The 17,814-nt window shown below is 62.0% G+C and carries 10 protein-coding genes, 2 tRNA genes and 2 pseudogenes; 5 read left to right on the forward strand and 9 right to left on the reverse strand.

Going from position 1 to position 17,814, the window contains the following annotated elements:
- Positions 1-76: 76 nt before the first annotated feature.
- Together ACP8LP_RS07885 and tig are read right to left on the reverse strand one after the other, a co-directional pair.
- Entirely contained in the window at positions 77-1,333 is a 1,257-nt protein-coding gene (locus ACP8LP_RS07885) for an AI-2E family transporter (protein ID WP_036976114.1), read from the reverse strand.
- A 191-nt stretch (positions 1,334-1,524) separates the two neighbouring features.
- On the reverse strand, positions 1,525-3,138 hold the full coding sequence (gene tig, locus ACP8LP_RS07890; protein ID WP_202725596.1) for a trigger factor: 1,614 nt from the start codon (positions 3,136-3,138) through the stop codon (positions 1,525-1,527).
- A 243-nt stretch (positions 3,139-3,381) separates the two neighbouring features.
- On the opposite strand from tig, the gene ACP8LP_RS07895 reads away from it, so the two are divergent.
- Complete coding sequence (locus ACP8LP_RS07895) at positions 3,382-4,629, forward strand: peptidase T (protein ID WP_063280087.1); 1,248 nt, start codon at positions 3,382-3,384, stop codon at positions 4,627-4,629.
- Between the two features lie 45 nt (positions 4,630-4,674).
- On the opposite strand, the gene ACP8LP_RS07900 is transcribed toward ACP8LP_RS07895, so the two are convergent.
- Positions 4,675-4,745 (reverse strand) — tRNA-Gly (locus ACP8LP_RS07900).
- Positions 4,746-4,904: 159 nt separating this feature from the next.
- On the opposite strand from ACP8LP_RS07900, the gene ACP8LP_RS07905 reads away from it, so the two are divergent.
- The 4 genes and pseudogenes from ACP8LP_RS07905 (at position 4,905) to ACP8LP_RS07920 (ending at position 8,477) form a co-directional block, all read left to right on the forward strand.
- Positions 4,905-5,354 (forward strand): DUF2871 domain-containing protein, encoded by a 450-nt coding sequence (locus tag ACP8LP_RS07905; protein WP_334338649.1) that lies wholly within the window; start codon positions 4,905-4,907, stop codon positions 5,352-5,354.
- A gap of 179 nt (positions 5,355-5,533) precedes the next feature.
- Positions 5,534-5,729, forward strand: a pseudogene (locus ACP8LP_RS07910) (DEAD/DEAH box helicase); the annotation flags it as partial.
- A 49-nt stretch (positions 5,730-5,778) separates the two neighbouring features.
- Positions 5,779-6,318: a hypothetical protein gene (locus ACP8LP_RS07915; protein WP_484483076.1), complete on the forward strand. Its 540-nt coding sequence runs from the start codon at positions 5,779-5,781 to the stop codon at positions 6,316-6,318.
- Positions 6,311-8,477: pseudogene (locus ACP8LP_RS07920) on the forward strand (3'-5' exonuclease). The gene ACP8LP_RS07915 and the pseudogene ACP8LP_RS07920 overlap by 8 nt, the downstream one beginning before the upstream one ends.
- A 137-nt stretch (positions 8,478-8,614) precedes the next feature.
- On the opposite strand, the gene ACP8LP_RS07925 reads toward ACP8LP_RS07920, so the two are convergent.
- The 6 genes from ACP8LP_RS07925 to ACP8LP_RS07950 form a co-directional block, all read right to left on the reverse strand.
- Positions 8,615-10,048: an HIRAN domain-containing protein gene (locus ACP8LP_RS07925; RefSeq protein WP_334338650.1), complete on the reverse strand. Its 1,434-nt coding sequence runs from the start codon at positions 10,046-10,048 to the stop codon at positions 8,615-8,617.
- 167 nt (positions 10,049-10,215) lie between these two features.
- A protein-coding gene (locus ACP8LP_RS07930) for an IS3 family transposase (protein WP_147612108.1) occupies positions 10,216-11,450 on the reverse strand; the annotation gives its coding sequence in 2 pieces (ribosomal slippage) (positions 10,216-11,141 and positions 11,141-11,450; 1,236 coding nt in all).
- Between the two features lie 394 nt (positions 11,451-11,844).
- Positions 11,845-11,917 (reverse strand) — tRNA-Pro (locus tag ACP8LP_RS07935).
- Positions 11,918-12,008: 91 nt separating this feature from the next.
- Positions 12,009-12,950: an alpha/beta fold hydrolase gene (locus ACP8LP_RS07940; RefSeq protein ID WP_021107697.1), complete on the reverse strand. Its 942-nt coding sequence runs from the start codon at positions 12,948-12,950 to the stop codon at positions 12,009-12,011.
- A gap of 37 nt (positions 12,951-12,987) precedes the next feature.
- Positions 12,988-16,233: a bifunctional lysylphosphatidylglycerol synthetase/lysine--tRNA ligase LysX gene (lysX, locus tag ACP8LP_RS07945; protein ID WP_484483077.1), complete on the reverse strand. Its 3,246-nt coding sequence runs from the start codon at positions 16,231-16,233 to the stop codon at positions 12,988-12,990.
- Positions 16,234-16,494: 261 nt separating this feature from the next.
- Entirely contained in the window at positions 16,495-17,772 is a 1,278-nt protein-coding gene (locus ACP8LP_RS07950) for a hypothetical protein (protein WP_334353437.1), read from the reverse strand.
- Positions 17,773-17,814: the final 42 nt, after the last annotated feature.

The raw sequence follows: 17,814 nt of genomic DNA on the forward strand, positions 1-17,814 counted from the left end.
GGGAAGTGATCGAAGTGTTGTGGTTCACGATTCTGAACCTACCTTGTGGGAACGACAGTTCCAGGAGCTTTCGCCTTCAGCGGTCCTCGACGAGGTCGGCATGCTCCTCATCCGGGTTATCCTCAAGGCCCTCAGTAGGTCGGGAGGAGATGAGAGCATTGGCCCACCGGGCGCCCGGGTCGTGGTCGATGAGGGTCGCCTTGACGAGCAGCGAACACGGTAGAGCGATGAGGGTTCCCAGCGCACCGAAGACCCAGCCCCACAACAACAGGGAGACAAAGGACATCGTCGGAGTCAGGCCGACGGCGTCACCCGCGAACTTCGGCTGAATGATGGACTGGATGACGAAGTTGAGCACGGAATAAGCGATGATCACAGCAAGTGCCGCAACCCAACCGTCGCCGAAGAGAGCCAGCAGGGCCGGCGGGATGACACCGATGATGAAGCCGATGTTCGGGATGTAGTTCGTCAGGAAGCTGAACAACGCCCACACCCCGGCAAGAGGGACACCAATGATGAGCAGGGCCGCCCAGTCGAAGAGCGCAACGATGAGACCGAACACCGTCGTGACGAGCCAGTACTTGCGAATACCGCTGGCAAAGGACTCGAGGGCGATGACGACGTCGGGTTTCCGCTTACCAGCCAGACGAAGACGATCGTGCATCTGCGGGGTGTCCATGACCATGAAGATCATGCCCGTCAGGATGACGACGATCATCGTCACCACACTCGTGGTGTCCGAGGCCAAGGATGTCACGACCGACATCACCTGCTGAGGATCAATCTTCTTGAGTTTCTCGGTGATGACCTCTTGGGAGTAGCCGAGCTGCGTCGACCAGTTCAACAGCTGGGTGTAGGTCTTCTCCATCTGCGGGATGTAGCTCTGCAGCTGGTTGATCATGGCCGCGACCGACCACACCATTCCAGCCATTCCCGCTGCCAACACGATGACGACGACGGTGCCGGCTGATGTGGCGGAAATCCACCTCGGGCACTTGTGCTTCACGAGCCAGGTGTGGATCGGGTATGCCGTGATGAGCAGGTTCAGGGCGAAGAACAGCGGCGCAATGACGCTGGAGAGTTCGTGGAGGAAGCTCAGCCCGAGCCACGCTGCGGCCAGGGTGAGAAGGACGATCGTAACCTTGGGCAAGCCGTGCTTGCTGGACGCAGCCTTGGCCTTCTCCTCGTCCTTGGGCTGAGGCTGAAGACCGGACTCAGCAGCCATCTTGGCACTCGTCGCGCCATGAGTCGGCCGCTCCTCGAGCGTTGCTTCGTCGGTCTCGACCTCGCCGCGCTCGACAGCGCGGGCCACCGCGATGTCGTCGGCCACCATCTGGCGCACATTGCGCAACTGACGGGTGGCGGGAGCAACGGAGATCCGGCGTCGAGGCCGTGGGGTGCGTGAGGGGCGTTTGCTCATCGGACTTCCTCAGGTTGACATGAAGCCGGCGCCGCGCGGAAAACCCGCACGACGCCGGTCATCAACGGATCATGTCGATCCTAGGGGACTGCCGTCCCGGATCGTCACTCAGACTTGTCCTCCTTGGCAGCCGACTTGGTCGACTTGGCCGCAGTCGACTTCTTGGCGGCCGGCTTCTTGGCAGCAGGCTTCTCGTCAGCCTTGTCCTTATCGGCGGCCTTCTTGGAGGTCGTCTTCTTGGCAGCGGGCTTCTTGGCCGGAGCCTTCTTCGCAGCGGGCTTCTTGGCAGTGGGCTTCTTCTCGGCCTTGGCCTCCTCGGCGGAAGCCTCAGTCTTGCCTTCGGCCTCCTCGTCGGAGTTCTCGGTCTCCGCCGGCTTGTCGGCAATGGTGCCGTCGGGCTGGATGCGGTCGAGCTCGAGGGCCTCACCCTTCGAATCCTTGACGGTGGCAGTACCGACCATCGAGGCCAGAGCCTTGCCACGACGGATCTCCTGCATCCAGTCTGGCAGGTGGTTGTGCTGCATCATGTGCTGGGCCTCCTCCTCAGGGGAGGTTCCGTTCTGCTGAGCCTTGCGGAAGAGCAGTTCGGTCAGCTCATTCTGCTCGACGCCGATCTCGTCGTCGTCAGCCATCTTGTCGAGGACGACCTGAGCCTTGAGGGCGTCGAGGGAGCGCTTCTCGATCTCAGCCCAGAAGTCGTCGGCGTTGTCGGCCTCCTCCTCGGACTCCTCGAGGTACTCCTCGACCGTCATGCCAGCCTGGGTCAGCTGCTGGCTGACCTGCTGACGACGGGCCTCAAGCTCGGCGTCGACGAGGGCGGTCGGCAGCTCGATGTCAATCTTGGAGATAACTTCCTCGAGGACCTTGTCACGAGCGTCGGCAGCCTGGTCCAGACGGGCCATGTTCTCGAGGGCGGTGCGCAGGTCGGCACGCATCTCGTCGACGGTGTCGAACTGGCTGACGAGCTGGGCGAAGTCGTCGTCAACGGCCGGGAGCTCCTGCTCGCAGACCTTGGTGACGGTGACCTTGATGTCGGCCTCCTGGCCGCGCAGCGGGCCACCGACGAGAGTGGAGTGGAAGTCGGCGGACTCGCCGGCCTTCAGACCGGTGACCGCCTCGTCGAGTCCCTCGAGCATGCCCTCAGAGCCGACCTTGTAAGTGACGCCGGAAGCGGTGGCGTCCTCCAGGGCCTCACCGTCGCGGGTGCCAGCCAAGTCGATGGTAACGAGGTCATCCTTGGCGGCAGCGCGCTCGACTTCAGTGTTGGTGGCGAAACGCTGGCGCAGGGTCTCGACGCGCTCGTCGACGTCCTCGTCAGGCACCTCGACGGCGGGCACCTCGACGGAGATGGCGGAGAGATCAGGCAGGTCGAACTCAGGACGGACGTCCACCTCCGCGGTGAACTCAACGACCTCACCGTCCTCCAGCTTGGTCACCTCGATCTCGGGCTGACCAAGGGGAACGACCTTATTCTCCTCGACGGCCTTGCCGTAAGCGGCGGGCAGCGCGTCGTTGATGGCCTCCTGAAGGACGACGCCACGGCCGAAACGCTGGTCGATGACCGGAGCCGGCACCTTTCCCTTACGGAAGCCGGGGACGTTCACCTGGTCGGCAATGTCCTTGTAGGCCTTGTCAAGGCTGGGCTTCAGTTCATCGAAGGGCATCTCGATCGTGAGCTTCACACGGTTGGTGCTGAGCTTCTCAAGGGTGCTGGGCACGAAGTTTCTCCTGTGGTTCCGATTCTGTCGTCCCCGTTTCAGGGAACACACATTCCATCCGATTCTAGCGATGTGGTGGCATGCGAGCCAATGAGACGCCTTCGAGGTGATCTGATGGTCCGCTACCCGCGTTTTTCCAGTGTCACCACGCCCATGCCGACTATTCCCCTCGGCCGCACGCAGATTCTGGAATGATCCCGATGATGATTCGTCCGTGCATTCGTCCATGAGAGGAAGCCCGCCGTGACCACTGCATCCATCGAACTCCAGGACGCTCTCGCCACTCGTTTCCTGCGCTACAGCGCAATATCCAGTCAGAGTGACGCCTCCGCCACCGTTGTTCCCTCCTCGCAGGGGCAGTGGGAATTTGCGCAGTTGCTGGCCATGGAACTCGAGGAAGCCGGCGTCGAGAACATTCATCTCAGCGACACCTGCGTGCTGACGGCACGGATCCCATCGACCCTGCCTGATGGCACGAAGGCGCCGACAATCGGCTTTTGCACCCACCTTGACACCGCTGACTCAGGCCTCAGCCCAGACGTCCACGCCCGGATCATCGAACACACCGGTGGGGACATCCACCTGGGTGGTGACCAGTGGATCCGCCGTGAGGAACACCCAGAGATCGACGCCTACGTGGGCCAACGCATCCTTGTGACCGACGGAACCAGCGTGCTGGGGGCCGACGACAAGGCTGGCGTGGCGTCGGTGATGGAGGCTGTCGTCACATTGATGGCCGATTCGCGCCCCCATCCGGAGGTGTACCTCTCCTTCGTACCCGATGAGGAGATCGGACTGCGCGGAGTACGGACGATGGACCTCGAGCGATTCCCGGTCGACTGGGCGTACACCCTGGACTGCTGCGAGCTCGGTGAGGTGGTCGAGGCCACCTTCAACGCCGCCTACGCGACGGTGGTGATCGAGGGAGTTGCAGCCCATCCGATGAGCGCATTTGGCGTTCTGGTCAATCCGATCCTCGTTGCCCACGACCTCATCGGGAGGTTCGACCCGGCCCAGACTCCGGAGTGCACCAAGGACCGCGAGGGCTACATCTGGGTCGATGCCATCCACGGCGACCAGTCGGCGACGACAGTTGATCTGAACATCCGTGACCACGACCGTGCCCGTTTCGAGGAGCGCAAGGACGAGATTCGACATGTCGTCGAGCAAGTGCGCGCAGCTCATCCTCGGGCGCGGATCGACGTCACCTTCGAGGACGTCTATGCCAATCTCGAGGACTCCAAGACCCCCGACAACGCGATCGCTGCCCAACGATTGCTCGACGCCATGTCGGCCGTGGGAGTCGAGCCCATCCACCGGTCAATGCGTGGTGGGACCGACGGCTCCTGGCTGTCCACCCAAGGCATCTTCACCCCGAATTTCTTCACCGGCGCCCACAATTTCCATTCCCGATGCGAATTTCTGCCGCTGCCGAGCCTGGAACGCAGCCATCAGGTCGTCATGGAGCTGATGCGGGGAGCCTCGTGCTGATAAAAGAAATTCGCCCCGTGCCAGACGGCTCGGGGGCGATCAGCGAGCGGATGACGGGAATCGAACCCGCGTAGCCAGTTTGGAAGACTGGGGCTCTACCATTGAGCTACATCCGCATGTCCCCAACGGGACCCCGACAGCATACATGGATTGACCGTTGACGTCACATCCGTCGTGGCACGGTACGTCGGAACGTCCTGAACCCGTCCGCTCGTCACCCAGATATCAACCTTTCGGACCATGTCCACAACTCATTCCCATGATGTGATGGCCTCATGACACCATTGAAGAAGCTTGCCACCTGCGCGACCACCTGGTTGGTCATCGGTCTGGTCGGCGGAGTGTTCTACCGTGAGTTCACCAAGGCCCACGACTTCACCGGCTGGACCCAGCTCAAGGTGGTACACACCCACAGCCTTGCGCTGGGGTTCATACTCACCCTCATCGTGCTCCTCTTGGAACGCGCGTTCACCCTGTCGCAGCACCGCGGCGCCTTCGCCACGTATTTCTGGGGATTCAACCTTGGCCTGGTGGTGACGATCACCATGCTCGTCGTCCACGGCATCATGCAAGTTAACGGACATACCGACGTCTCCCCTGCCATCTCCGGCATCGCCGGCCTCGGGCACATTGGCCTTTCTGTCGGCCTCGTCGGGCTCATGGTGGCCCTGTTCACGTCACTGCCCGCAGGCAAGAATCAGGATCAGCTCACGACCCCTCAGTGACCACTCAGCGGAGTGACCCTTGGACAAGGGGTGAACGCTCGTCGTATATCGTTCGCATGCAGATACCGTCACGACGGTGTCTGCCAGCGCAACGAGTGATCGAGTCCGCCCGATCGGCGACGGACGCGTCGTCATTGGCGCCGAGACGGGCGGTAGCAATCACGAGGATGGAGTTGACCATGACGATCACCGTCGCGCCAGGTTCCGTCGTCCAAGTGTGTGACGAGGAGTGGCTCGTCAGCACTGTTGAGCAGACCGACGACGGACAGCTCGTGACGGTTCAGGGCTTGTCAGACCTCGTCCGTGGCACCACGGCGACGTTCTACGAACACCTGGACACCACCGCTGGATCCGCGAGAAGCGACCCCGGTAGCCGCAACACACGCCTGAGGATACGCGCATCTGGTGGAGTGAGGACAGCCTCTTGAGCATTCGGACCCGACTACGACCGGTCAGCTTCCCACCGGCCAGCGACATCTGCGTTGTTCTCGACGACGACGCCGCCAACGAGTCCGATTTCTTGGACGCGTGGCGTCGGTGGCTTGCGCTGAGCAACGCACTCATGCTGCGCGATGCATCGGACCAGACGGTCATCCTCGGCTGTGCCACACCGCAGCAGCCGAGTGGGCAGGAGACGGCCGTCACCACGCCGGCGATCGACATTGCACACGTCCCCTGGCCCGCCGTCTTCGAGATCCTCGACCCCTCACCCGAGCATTCCGATCTGTTGCAGGATCTCGCGGCGCACGGGGTAGCTGAACCGGTGGCCGGCAAGGAGATCGGTTCCGAGGGCATCATGCTTGACCTGTCATGGCCCGAGGAGGGTATAGCAGTCATCTTCGAACCGGAATCCGGCGACGAGGAACTACTGGCCAAGGACGGATGGACACTGGTGCAGGCAACAGCACACGACATCACCGCGGCGTTGGAAAACGTGGAGTCGGGGGAAGGACACCATGGCTGAGTCGACGATCGTCATGTCGAAGCAGGCGAACAAGCTCGACGGATTCCTCAAGGCGAAGACGTACACCTTCCTGGCCAAACTCGCCGCCGATGACGCGATGCCCGGCCTGAATGTCGAGAAGGTGAAAAACTGCCGCGACAGCAGAGTACGGACCGGCCGCGTCGACAACCAGTACCGCGCCGTGCTGTTCAAGATCACCGGTGAGGGGCGTAACCACTATGTCCTCGAGGGCATTTACAACCACGACCAGGCCTACAACGTGGCCTCGCGCGTCGAACTCGCCATCAACCCTCTCAACGGAATCCCTGAGATCAAAGAGGCTGAACCGTCCAGCGACGCCGACACTACGAGTGTCAGCAAGCCATACGTCAGCGCCCCCTGACGAGCCCCGTCCAAGGATCCTCTCCCATCATCACCGCTGATCGGGCAGACATGCTGTCCCTCGGGCTCGACGCCAACCTCGTCGATGCCGCACTCACTCTCACCAGCGAAGACGCCATACTCGACATGGCCGCGCCGCTGAGTGGGTGGCAGGGGGCCGCACTCATCGATCTGGCCACCGGCAAGACGCCAGACCAGGTGCGCGAGGAGCTGCTCGAGCCGCCGGAAGAGTCCGAGGCAGAACAGGAACCGGCGCCCCACAAGGACGTGTCTCGCGAGTCTGACGCCGCGCTGCTCAATAGTCTGCGCAGCCCTGCGGCGGCCATGGAATTCGCCATGATTGAGGGTAAGGACGAGCTGCGACGGGTCATCGAGGACGGAGACTTCGGGGCGTGGCGAGTGTTCCTGCATCCGACACAGCATCGATTCGTCAACGGCCGGTGGAACGGGCCGTTTCGGTTGGGCGGCGGGGCCGGAACCGGCAAGACTGTTGTCATCCTTCACCGGGCTGCATCGCTGGCTCGCGAGAACCCCGATGCCCGCATCGTCGTCACGACTTTCACGACGAACCTCGCCAATGAACTGTCGGAGACCCTGAAGTCACTTGATCCGACCCTGCCGCGAGCGTCCGCGCTGGGGCAGTCAGGGCCGTCCTCGGAGCCCCCCGCACTGATCTGACCGGGCGCACGCCGTCGCGGCTGTGGCGCGACGCCGTTAATCAGGCTCGCGGCACCGTACCCGAGCGGCTGGCTCACCACCGACTGCTCGAGACCGAGTACGAGCACATTGTCTTGCCGAATCTCATCACGACGCAGGAAGAGTATCTGCGGGTGCGACGCCCCGGGCGAGGTTTCCGACTCAATCGTCGCGATCGTGATGAGGTGTGGCAGCTGGTGAATGCGTATCGCGAGAGATCTCGTATGGATGGCACCATCTCGTTCGCCGAGGCGGCAGCTATTGCCGGGCAGTACCTCACCAGCCATCGTGACGTCGCCGATCATGTCCTTGTCGATGAGGGCCAGGACCTCGCCCCGGCCCACTGGAGGCTCATCCGGTCACTGGTGCCCGAGGGGCCGAATGACATCTTCATCGCTGAGGACTCTCACCAGCGCATTTACGGGCACCGGTTGGTGCTGTCGCGCTACGACATCATGACGAGAGGTCGTTCGCGGCGGCTCACCCTCAATTACCGCACCACGGCGCAGATACTTCGCTGGTCGGCCAAGGTGCTCAAGGGCGGGTCCTACGTAGACCTGGATGGTGGCGACGACGAGCTAACGCAGTACCGGTCGGCTCGACGCGGACCTGAGGTTTCCACCCACCCGTGTGGCACAATCACCGAGGAGTTCAACGTCCTGGCCCAGGTCGTCGGACAATGGGCGAGGGGCGAACAACCCGAGACCACGGCAGTACTGGTGAGAGACCGGTCACAACGCGATCGAGTCGTCGATGCACTGCATGAACGGGGAGTACAGACCCGAGCTTTTGATCATGGCTCAATACGGCCCGGGACACCGATCGTCACGACGATGCACCGTGCCAAGGGCATGGAGTTCAGCAGGGTGTTCCTCTTTGGAATGTCCTCACGGTCCATCCCGATGGGGATCAAGGCTTACGACTTCGATCAGGACGAGAAAGACCAAGCTCTGCTCCGGGAACGGTCACTGCTGTACGTCGCGGCATCGCGGGCCCGCGATGAGCTTGTCGTGAGTTGGTCCGATCAGCCCAGCCCGTTGCTGAGCGCCTCCGTTTCGGCTGGGATGCCCAGCACATCATGAGAACGCTCGAGCCTTGGAATACCGGTCAATGGCTGCTCCGAACAGTGAACTCGAGACATTCTCGCATTGCCATGAGCTGCCGTGGCCGATCAGAGTCCCGGCGAGACGCTCAGCATGAATTCACCTGATGGATGGATTCACCGGTATGGCGAAGACACCGGAGCTCCCGCTTCTCCGACGGGCTTGTTGGCGTGCCCATGTACGTTGTCGTCGACCCACTCTGGAGGTAATTCGCTGCCTTTGGCAGCCTCGAGGACGAGATCGACTTTCAGCTGGTTACCGGTGACCCTGCCGTGACAGACCAACGCAATTCCTGCGTCCTCGCACACTTCGACGACCGGAAGAAAGTGCTGACTCGTCTGGGTTGACAACAAGCCCACCATCTCACCGCACACCTTGACGCCAACCACTGTTTTCTGAGTCGTCTTGAGTTGTTTTATGCAGGATTCAAGTTCTGCCACCACTGGCACGGAATGCTCGCCGTCAAGTAGGCCCGACAGTGCCTCCATGTGGTCCTCTTCTCGGGTCACCTGCACCTTACGACCCCGCGGCAAGACTGCGACTGGCCCCTGTGGCATTCCGACGGGGGTCGCAATCTCATCGGGTAGCGGCAATGCGATGCTCGCTCCGGCTCGAAAACCGCGCTGATACGTCATCCAGATCGATGCCGGAACTGACAAGCATCGATCCGAGGAGTCAAGAGCCTCGACCACATTGAGATACGATTCCCTCACTTCATCTGGGACCATTCCAACTTGGACATCGTCGATGAAAACGGCAAGTTTGTGATTCACGGTCAGCCTTATGTGGGCGTCGAGATCATCCAGCCGAGCCTTGTCATGCTTACCGTTCTGACCATAAGACTGACAGACTCGAGAAATGCCAGCTTTGGATTTCTTCGTCACCACCAGCTTACGGCTACGGGTACATGGCCCCCACGGGTGAACTGGCACTTGTGTGCGAGCCATCACCGATGCCGACGGTAATGACAATGCGTGACCCCTCAGCAGGATGGGGCGTCGGCCCTGGTCCGTACCTTGTCGTGACAGCGCCGCACGGAGGGCATCATTCGTCGGCACCTCGACATAAGCGCCGAGGGTGCTCATGACGCGTCCGTGAACCTCCATTGACGTCACACCGAGGGCATCCCATTCTGGAGCTATTTCGGCGGCGGCCCATACCGACATGTAACCGATCTGATGACCATTTATGCTTACCTTGAGAGCGTTGTGGTCGTGACTATTCCGAGGTTCACGCTCAACGCATAACGTTGTTAATCCAACAATCGATCGGGGAACTGTGTAATAGCACATCCCGAAAACATCGTACCGTGTAACTCTGTCCCCGACGTAATAATTCGTCGAAGGCCCCAAAGAATCTACCTTGACAGCCACCCTTGCGGCAGGCAATACATTCTTGCTCCCAATACGATTACCAATGATCGCGAGCCAAAACCCAGCAGCTAACCATATTCCCGCTCTCGGTATGAGAACCATGGCAGAGACAACGAGAGCACACCACCACGGGTGGCGCGCCATGAAGTCCCTCACCACGTTCGTACCTTTGATCATACTTCGACCCATCGACCACTGGCCTGATTGACCTTGCCTGCCCCGTTCCGTTGACCACAACGACCAGTCTTGGATGTTGTTGTCGCCCGTATCGTCGTGGCAAGCACACAGCGGACCGGGACGATCCACGGGCCTTCGCCCCGGATCGTGGACACGGTGGTGGTTGATTACGCTGCGGTTGGCAGCGTAGCGGCCCGGCGGGCCTCATAGGTGTTCGGGGACAGGTAGCCGCACCAGGAATGGCGACGGCGAGTGTTGTAGCGGGTGACCCAGCGAAAGACCTGACGGCGACACAATTCAGGCCCAGCGAACGTGGCCTGCCCGGCAAGGAGTTCGCGTTTGAGGGTGGCGTTGAACGACTCGGCCAGACTGTTGTCGGCGCTGGTCCCCACGGCCCCCATCGACTGGGTCACCCCGAGACCCTTGCAGAGTTTGGCGTAGGCCTTCGAGGTGTAGACCGACCCATGGTCACTGTGGAAGATCGCACCCCGGAGACTGCCGCGCTGCGCGCAGGCGGCTTTCAGCGCGTCTTCGACCAGTTCGGTGCGCATGTGGTCCGCGACCGCCCAGCCGGCCAGTTTTCGGGAGTAGCAGTCGATCACGGTGGCCAGATAGAGGTTCCCGCCACCGGCCAGCGGAAGGTAGGTGATGTCACCGACGTAACGCTGGTTCGGCTTCTCGGAGGTGAAGTCCCGCTGCAGCAGGTCACCGAACTTCTCATCAGCCGGTTCCGGGACCGTGGTGCGAACCCTGCGACGCAGCCGGGTCCCCGCCAGCTGGTGGGCACGCATCACCCTGGCGACGCGCTTGTGGTTGACACGATCCTCGCGGGCGGCGCCGTCGTTCAGTTCGACGGTCACCCGCGGTGCCCCGTAGGCCGGGTCCCCACCAGCTTTCGGGTCCTGGACCCGTCGGATCCGTGCAGCCAGGACAGCGTCGTCCTCAGCGCGCTGCTGACGGGCCGGGCCGGCTTTCTGCCAGGCATAGAACGAGGAGCGGGACAGCTCCAACACCTGGCACAACCGCTTCACCTGGTAGGTGGTCTGGTGGTCGGCGACGAACTGGAAGCGGTTCACCAGCTCGTCTCCCCGGCGAAATACTTGGCCGCCTTGCGCAGGATGTCCCGTTCGGTCTCCACCCTGGCCTTGTCCGCCCGCAACCGGGCATTCTCGGCCTCCAGCCGGGCGATCCTCGCTACTGGTGACTCACCGGAAGGGGGCGTGGCTGGGGTCGGTCCGTCGCTGGTGCGGACACCGTTGCCCAAGTCCTTGACCCACAACGACAGGGTCCCACGGGAGACCCCCAACTCCCCAGCGATCTGCTTCAACGTCGCACCGGGCGTGGTCTCGTACAAGTCAACGGCCTGCTGACGAAACTCCATCGAGTAGTTCTTCCTGGCCATGGTGATGATCATCTCGCTTCCTCCAGCCCATGCTGGATTCCACGTGTCCACAACCAAGGGTCAAGGCCCCACGCCTGCTGTGGAGATGGGATACCATCACCACGACTCGCCGGAGAACCTCCGTGGGAGTACCCAGGTGCCCAATCCCTGCCCGTGGCGCCTACCCCCTCCACCAACGCTGATACTGGTAGACACCCGGAATGGCTTGCCGCGTACCAGCATGACCTTTGACTGCAATGGCATCAGGTGTCCTTGCAGACACGACGTAGCTATAAGCTTACACGAAGGAGCATCACTCAGGACGCGCTGGATGCAGTCCGAGGCTGTTCATTTTTCCTCACCGTTGTGGCATCACATTCCGCGCACAGCCGCACTTCGACTGAACACGAGGCGGTCGGGGCGACAGGACTCGAACCTGCGGTCTCCTGCTCCCAAAGCAGGCGCGCTAGCCACTACGCTACGCCCCGTCTCGTCACGTCTATCGCAACGAGAACATCGACAGCTTAGTGGAACACCCCGTCACTCGGCCAATGAAACACCTCTCCAACGCCAATTCCGTCACTTCGACACCGATCGGATGGCGTCGGCGATGACTTCAGGGCGATCCAACATCATGAGGTGATGGGAGTTCTCAACGACGACCAACTTCGCGCCGAGCATCGGAGCCAGACGCTCGTGAAGCTCCAGCTCCTGTTCCTGACCCGAATACACCGCTGACAGCAGCACCGTGGGCAGTCCCGGCCATGGATGGTCTGAACGAACGGCCATGAGGTCCCATGCCTGCCGGTCGTAGCCAATCCACTCAGCTACCGCCATCGCCATGGCGTCAGGACTTCCGTAAACCCGGTACAGCCGATGCTCGTGGAATTGGTGCCACACCAACTTCCCGGACCTCATCGTCTGTGCCGCCACGCCAACGGCAAAAGCGGCGCGGCCCAACGAGCCCGCTACCGAATCCATCACTTTGTGGACGGCCTTGGGCAGCGCAATGCTGTGTTCGCGCGGAGGATGAGTCGGCCATTCCACCGACGGATCCACGAAGACGATTCCGGCGACGGTGTCAGGATGGATACGAGCGAAGGCTTCGGCATGGAAAGCCGCCATGGAGTGGGCGACGAGAATGACCTTCCGTGGTTCCTTGGTGTCCCAATGCCCTTGAATGACCCCGACCAAGTCCCTCAGGCTGGCGACCTCTTCGTCGAGGTCCGGATAGTGTCCGGGCCAGACCGTTCCGCCGAGCCCTGGTCTGTCATAGCTGACGACGTCGAGATTCTGCAGACGGTCCACGACCGGTGTCCAGAAGTCGCTCGACGCCGCGGCGCCAGCCATGAGGAGGATAACCGGGTCGTCGACGTTGTGATCGGGCCCTTCACCATCGTCGTAGACGACGCGAATTGGCCGTCCACCCAGCTCCCGAAACGACGTCAAGGCGTCGTGGGCAGAGTCAAGAACCTTGTGACCGCACCCGTCGGAACAGCTGGCGTCAGTATTCTCACTCATGACAATCTCCTGTCTCACACCACACTTGTCTGGACCCTCACGAGATGCGCGGACGCACGAGTGGAAAGGCAATCGTCTCGCGAATTGACGCATTCGTCAGCATCATCACCAAACGGTCCAGGCCCATGCCCATCCCACCCGATGGCGGCATGGCGTATTCGAGAGCCTCCAGGAAGTCCTCATCGAGCTCCATGGCCTCCGGATCACCACCGGCTGCCAGCAATGACTGGGCGGTGAACCGCTCGCGCTGGATCACGGGATCGACGAGCTCGGTGTAGGCGGTACCTACCTCAGACCCGAAGATGATGAGGTCCCACTTCTCGGCCAGGCGCGGATCGTCGCGATGCTGGCGGGTCAGTGGGGAGACGTCGGTCGGGAAGTCACAGAAGAAGGTCGGCTCGACGGTGACGTGCTCACTCAGGTGTTCGTGCAGCTCGAGGACGACGTCACCGCGGCTCCACTTCGGCATCGTCGCGATACCAAGCTTGTCGGCGTATTCGAGGAGTTTCTCCTTGGGGGTGTCGGCGTTGACCTCCTCCCCCAGTCCTCGCGAAATTCCCTCGTTGACGGTGATGACGTGCCAGTTGTCTGCCAGGTCGATCTCGTGCTCAACGCCTTTGCGGTCGCACCCCCGAATCACGGTGCCACCGATGGCGTTGCGCGCCGCTGCCAGGATCATCGCGCGCGTGAGATGACGCATCTGCACGTAGTCGCCATAGGCCTGGTAGGCCTCCAACATCGTGAACTCGGGGTTGTGCGTGGCGTCAGCTCCCTCGTTACGGAAGTTCCGGCCGATTTCGAAGACTCGTCCAGCTCCGCCAACCATGAGCCTCTTGAGGTAGAGCTCCGGGGCAATGCGCAGGTAAAGGTCCAGATCGTAAGCGTTGATGTGGGTGCGGAACGGCCGGGCATTCGCGCCACCATGGATCGTCTGCAGAATCGGGGTCTCGACCTCGATGTAATCGTGACTCAGCAGGGTTTCTCGCACCGCACGAATGGCGTTCGAGCGAGCTCTCAACTGATCACGAGCGCCCGGGTTGACGATGAGATCGAGGTAACGCTGTCGAACCTTCGCCTCAGGGTCGTTGAATCCCGACCGCCGCGACGGCAATGGTCGCAGGGACTTCGCCGCCAATCGCCACGACGCCGTCTCCAAACTCAGCGTTCCATTGCGGGAAGCCCCCACGGTCCCGGATGCCACGAGGTGGTCTCCCAGAGACACCGCATGCCGGAATTCCCGAAGCCTGTCGGCCCCCAGCGAGTCACGCTCCATCACCAACTGGCATGACCCGGTCCAGTCGAACAGATCGACGAAGATGACACCGCCGTGATCGCGGCAGGCACCGATCCGCCCGGAGACCGTCATCTCCTGACCGGCCAGCTCGACGATGACGTCGCCAGGACGGTGATCGGGCTTGCAGTCGGGAGGGTAGGCCTCCACCCCGGACTCGAGGAGCCGCTCACGCGTGGCCATTCGGACACGAACCTGCTCCGGAAGCCGCCGCTGAAGAAGGGCGGGAGTGCGTTCCTCAGCCAGAAATTCCGCGATCTCGGGGTGACCACTAATCGAGTAAATTGGCTGCGGCGGCGGCTCCGCCGGGTAGATCCAACTCGGAATGTCGAGCTGGCCCTCGGCAATACCCATCGCCAGACCGATCTGCGCCAGGTCAGAGGTATCGGTGAAGTTGAGGTAGCGGGTCTGCCAGCTCGGCTTGTACTTGACGTTGGAGCGGTAGAGCTGCTCGATCTGGAACCACTTCGACGCAACGAGCACGAGCCAGCGATTGAGACGACGCACCGGGGAGGCACCGACGCGGGCACCCTCCTCGATCGCCTCGCGAAAGACCGCGAAGTTCATCGACACGCGCCTGATACCAATCTCCGGTCCGGCAGCCATGAGACCGGCGACCATGAGCTCGGTGACTCCGTTGTCGGCTCCGTCCAGGTCACGACGCATGACATCCAGGGACAATCCGTCATTGCCCCAAGGGGTGAAGGAGAGAATTCCTGCCGTCTGGCCAGCACGCGGACCGTCGTCGGGGTACAGCGCCTCCACCATGACGCATCGCCCGTCGAGCGGGTCTCCCAGACGGGAAAGAGCCATTGAAAACCCTCGTTCGTCACCATTCTGACGCCATTTGTCAGTGAGGTCGATGAGCCCCTGAAGCTCCTGCGGGTCGATGTCCTCATGACGACGCACTCGGGTGGTGTACCCCATTGCGCGCAACTTGGTGACGGTGTGGCGGACCGGCTTGAGGTCGGGGTCATCGAGGCTGAACGCGGCGGGAGAGATGATGGCCTCGTCGCCGATGCGCATGGCCTTGAGTCCGGCCTGGGTCCATGCCGTCGCACCTACCTCAGAAGTGCCGATGACGGCCGGAACCCAACCATAGGTGTGAGCGACGTCAAGGAATGCCTCAATGGCACCGGGCCACTGATCCACTGGGCCGACGGGATCTCCCGAGGCCAGTGCGACCCCTGCTTCGGTTCGATAGCACACTGCCGCATGGCTGTTTCGCGAGAACACGACGGCCTTGTCACGACGCAGTGCGAAATAGCCGAGGGAGTCCGCCGGATTTTCCTCGAGGAGCCGACGCAGGCGCAGCTCATCGGACAGGCTCATCATGGCGATGTTGCGCTGAGATCGCAGCATGACGACAAGAGCGGCCACCAGCACGAGGGCGAGAAGGAAGGAGATCACTTCCTGCACCCAGTGCGGAGACGTGGGAGCAGGTGCAATTTCGGCACCATTTCCGCGAATGATCCGACCGACAATGCGCACCAACCGGTTACGAGGCCGTCCGACACCGCCGGTCAGGGAGACCAGCAACCAGCCAATAAAGCCGGTCGCCAACAACCCGCCAATGAGGACGGCGATGGCCTTGCCGAGATTGGTCCGAACTGTGTGTGCCGCAAAGTCCTTTCGATGAGTCAGCAGGGCGACGAGGATCCAGCCGACTGAGAAGACGTTGAACAGATACCCCGCGAGATCGAGGTCATTGAAGGTGTCCGTCGGGCCACCCATGATGACCTCGGCAACAACAACGACGAAAAACGTGGCCGCAACGAGCCACATCAGCCCGAAGAGGATGATGCTCACCCACCAGGCGAATCTCTTGCGCCTCGACAGCGCATCCGCCAGCACCACCAGGACGACGGCCCCCGCCCAACCGAAACCGTCGATCGGGAAGATGAACACCGAGAACAGGTTGTTCGCGACTCCAACCCACGTCGTGCGGCTGAATACCAGGCGCAGCACGATGAGGAGGACGGCAACATTCATCAATCGCGGTATGACGACAACCGGCATCGACCTCGGATTCGGGGTCGACTGCGAACCGGATCGCGTCCGGGCTGTCGTTGCTGCTCGCGTCTCAGGTACGAAATGGGACGAAGTCACGTCCTAACTGTGCCACGTGCTGCGGACACAACCAGAACCTCACTCGCTGCACAGCCGTTCTTGCCTACTGAAAATGGCACAACCGAGGCAAAATGAGACTTTTCCAACGGATTCATGATCCTGACAAATCTCGTTTCGGCGACATCACCATGTCAGGAGAGCCAGATCCTCGTCGTCCAGATGCTCACTAACGAGGAGGCGTCGCAACGTCCGCTGGCGCAATTCCCCCACCCGGGGCGAGCCGAACGAACTCGTCAGCTCCTCTGGCCACACCGTCGTCATGGCATGAGCGAGCGCGGCCCGGCGTCTGGAGACGCGATGGCCCTGCGCGTAAAGAGGCCCGCCAGGAACGGTCGGGAGGAAAGCTCCCAGCTCCCACACGGCCTCGTCGGCATCCCGGCTCGCGCACCTGCCGGTCCAAATGGCCCTCTCGGCACGTACCAGCGGGTCTTCCCCCTCGCCCGAGACGACATTGACCCACACGTGTTCGGGCACCAACGTCGCCAGCTCGGCCGAGGCGATACAGCGGGACATGAACGTTCCCGGCTCGTCCAATGACAGTTCCCACAACCGGCGCAATCCCTCGTCGCGCAGTTCGGGATCACTCATGCGATGGCCCAGCCTGAATGCTGCACAGCAGGTGAGAAGCCGAGCAACGTGATCATCAGCAGAACCGAACGGCCGTGACAAGACATTCTCGAGGCCCTCGACAGCCATCTCCAGAGCGGAAAATGGTGCGACCCTCATACCAACTGCGCTCATGAGGAGCCACATCTGTGGTCCAGTGACGGTACGTGGGTCAAAACCGGAAAGAATCTCGTCGACCCGTGCGCCCACAGCCGTGGCCAGATCGGGTGACCAACCGATCAACACTCGGGTGGCTCCCCTGGACTCATGAATTGCCAGGTCATGCGCCCCCACCGGCAGCGGGCCAATCGTCTCGCTGGTGTGTTCGGCCCCATCGACGAGAATGCCCGCATCGGGGGTGTGACACACCATCTCTTCGGGCTGATCGACAATGGTCTCGGCCGGCAACCACGCAGGAAGGGAGCCCAGCGCCTCCCCGATGTCGTCCGTGAGCCGACCACGCCACAACGCCATCCGGGAATTGCCCGGGGCCAGGGCAATCTCGCTGCCAAGGAGGCTGACGCCCTCGTCCACCGCGCATGAATCACCCATGTCTTGCCGCCAAACCATGAGTGCCGGATGCTCGTCGCGGCATGTTCTGGTGACGACGAGGCCGTGAGCCCCAGCCGCCCACACAGCAGCAGGGAGCGGATCGTCAGGGATCCAGATCGGACCGGGGACCGTCATTTCCGCAGTGTCGATGCCAGGAGGCATGGTGATTCCCGCAATGAGCTCGGCCTCGTCGGATTGGCGTAGCCGGGCGGACAGCACCGCCCCGCACGGGTGAGTCCACATCCACGAAGAATCGTCGGCGGACTCCTGGCATGACACCAGGGT

This window comes from Cutibacterium sp. LaCa_89 (genome assembly GCF_058177555.1).

What these genes read in the sequence shown, in the direction of transcription:
- ACP8LP_RS07925 (WP_334338650.1), bottom strand. Translation starts at nt 10,048, where the DNA reads ATGATCAAAGGTACGAACGTGGTGAGGGACTTCATGGCGCGCCACCCG.
- ACP8LP_RS07950 (WP_334353437.1), bottom strand. Translation starts at nt 17,772, where the DNA reads ATGTGGACTCACCCGTGCGGGGCGGTGCTGTCCGCCCGGCTACGCCAA.
- ACP8LP_RS07940 (WP_021107697.1), bottom strand. Translation starts at nt 12,950, where the DNA reads ATGAGTGAGAATACTGACGCCAGCTGTTCCGACGGGTGCGGTCACAAG.
- ACP8LP_RS07905 (WP_334338649.1), top strand. Translation starts at nt 4,905, where the DNA reads ATGACACCATTGAAGAAGCTTGCCACCTGCGCGACCACCTGGTTGGTC.
- lysX (WP_484483077.1), bottom strand. Translation starts at nt 16,233, where the DNA reads ATGAATGTTGCCGTCCTCCTCATCGTGCTGCGCCTGGTATTCAGCCGC.
- ACP8LP_RS07885 (WP_036976114.1), bottom strand. Translation starts at nt 1,333, where the DNA reads ATGGTGGCCGACGACATCGCGGTGGCCCGCGCTGTCGAGCGCGGCGAG.